This window comes from Pseudomonas sp. PA-5-4B (genome assembly GCF_021606215.1).
In the GTDB taxonomy this organism is placed as follows: domain Bacteria; phylum Pseudomonadota; class Gammaproteobacteria; order Pseudomonadales; family Pseudomonadaceae; genus Aquipseudomonas; species Aquipseudomonas edaphica.
The window spans coordinates 1-1,483 of record NZ_WKDB01000140.1; the positions used below are offsets into that span (position 1 = coordinate 1).

The 1,483-nt window shown below is 57.6% G+C and carries 2 protein-coding genes; one reads left to right on the forward strand and one right to left on the reverse strand.

Features of this window, described 5'->3' with window-relative positions:
• Positions 1-33: 33 nt before the first annotated feature.
• Entirely contained in the window at positions 34-270 is a 237-nt protein-coding gene (locus GIW28_RS30550; protein ID WP_017137532.1) for a DUF6555 family protein, read from the reverse strand.
• Positions 271-390: 120 nt separating this feature from the next.
• Here GIW28_RS30550 and GIW28_RS30555 point away from each other — a divergent pair, with 120 nt between their 5' ends.
• Positions 391-1,224, forward strand: a complete 834-nt coding sequence (locus GIW28_RS30555; RefSeq protein WP_017137531.1) for an arylamine N-acetyltransferase family protein — start codon at positions 391-393, stop codon at positions 1,222-1,224.
• Positions 1,225-1,483: the final 259 nt, after the last annotated feature.

The window sequence follows — 1,483 nt, forward strand, 5'->3', positions numbered from 1 at the left end:
CAAAAGCGGGGCCTGATCACATCCAAACGAAACCTACTTGGGCGGCACCCAGGTCACCTCGCTGATCCCAAACTTCTCCGCCCAAGGCCGGGTAGTTTTCTTGACCTGCTCATGACCCACGCGCCCAATGCGGCTGACATGGGCAATATCAGCATCGACCGCCGCCCAATGCCACGCTTCAGCGTTATTCATCACTTCGGCGCGTACCACAAAGGACTTCGGTTGACCGTGCAGTTGATAGTGAATGGTGTAGATTTTTGCGGTACTCATGTTGCCTCCCTGTCTTGTTATAGATGGATAGGCGGGCGTTCAAAAAGGTTCACTCAAAATGACAAGTCGCACACTGGCGCGGCATAGTGACGCATCCGCCACGCGCCCAAGGATCGCGCCATGTCCCGATTGACTCACAGCCAGCTCTACCTGCAGCGTCTGGGCTACGACTCAGCCCCGCCACCCACGCTCAAAACCTTGCAAGACCTGCAGCTGCGTCACGTGTGCACCTTCGCCTTTGAGAGCCTGTCGACATTGCTGCATTCACCGGTGCCGATTGACCTGCCCAGCATCGAGCAAAAGGTCTTGCTGGACGGGCGTGGTGGTTACTGTTTCGAGCTTAACTACCTGTTCCTGGCGCTGTTGCAGGAGCTGGGCTTCGACGCCCGCGGGCTTACCGGCTGGGTGGTGATGGGCGGGCCGCCTGATGCGCGCACCGGGCGCACCCATCGCCTGAGCCTGGTGACCCTGGACGGCGTGCGTTATGTCACCGATGTCGGCTTCGGCGGCATGGTGCCCAGCAGTCCGTTGCAGCTGGATACCGAGGTGCCCCAGGCCACCGCCCATGAACCTTATCGCCTGACCTTCAACGGTGCCGATTACACCCTGTGGGCGCAGGTGGGTGAGGAATGGCGTGGCTTATATGTGTTCGACCTGCAAGTGCAGGCCGATATCGACTACACCATCGGCAATTGGTACGTGTCGACGCACCCGGCTTCCGTTTTTGTCGGTCAGCTGAAAGCGGCGCGATTGGCACCGGGTAAACGCCATACCTTGGCCAATGCCAATTACGCGGTTCACTGCCTTGACCAGCCCAGCGAAAAGCGCGCAGTCGAGAGTGCTGATGAGTTACTGGAATTGCTGCAGGGCACCTTCGGTATTCGTTTGCCAAGTCATCCGCAGCTTCGCCAAACCCTTGATGGCTTAGTAATGGAAAACTCCAGGGAGCCTTGAGCTAGAGCCTTCGCTGAGCCGTTTTACCTTCATGTCAATGCAAATTAATTCGAGCCTTTGGCAAAAGCCGAGGTTCGAACCGGTTCCTGAATAATTTGCTCACCAGACAAGGAGATGTAAAACGATGTCCAAGCTATTCGGAAAATTCCTCAAGGGTTCCTCACTGCTGGCGCTGGTCACCGCGCCTGCTGTGGTGTTCGCCGCAGCACCGACTGGCCCGATTTCCGTCCTGGGCCTGCAGGGCAGCTATAACGATTTC

Excerpts from the sequence above, each read along its gene's own strand:
- GIW28_RS30555 (WP_017137531.1), top strand. The coding sequence starts at position 391 with ATGTCCCGATTGACTCACAGCCAGCTCTACCTGCAGCGTCTGGGCTAC.
- GIW28_RS30550 (WP_017137532.1), bottom strand. The coding sequence starts at position 270 with ATGAGTACCGCAAAAATCTACACCATTCACTATCAACTGCACGGTCAA.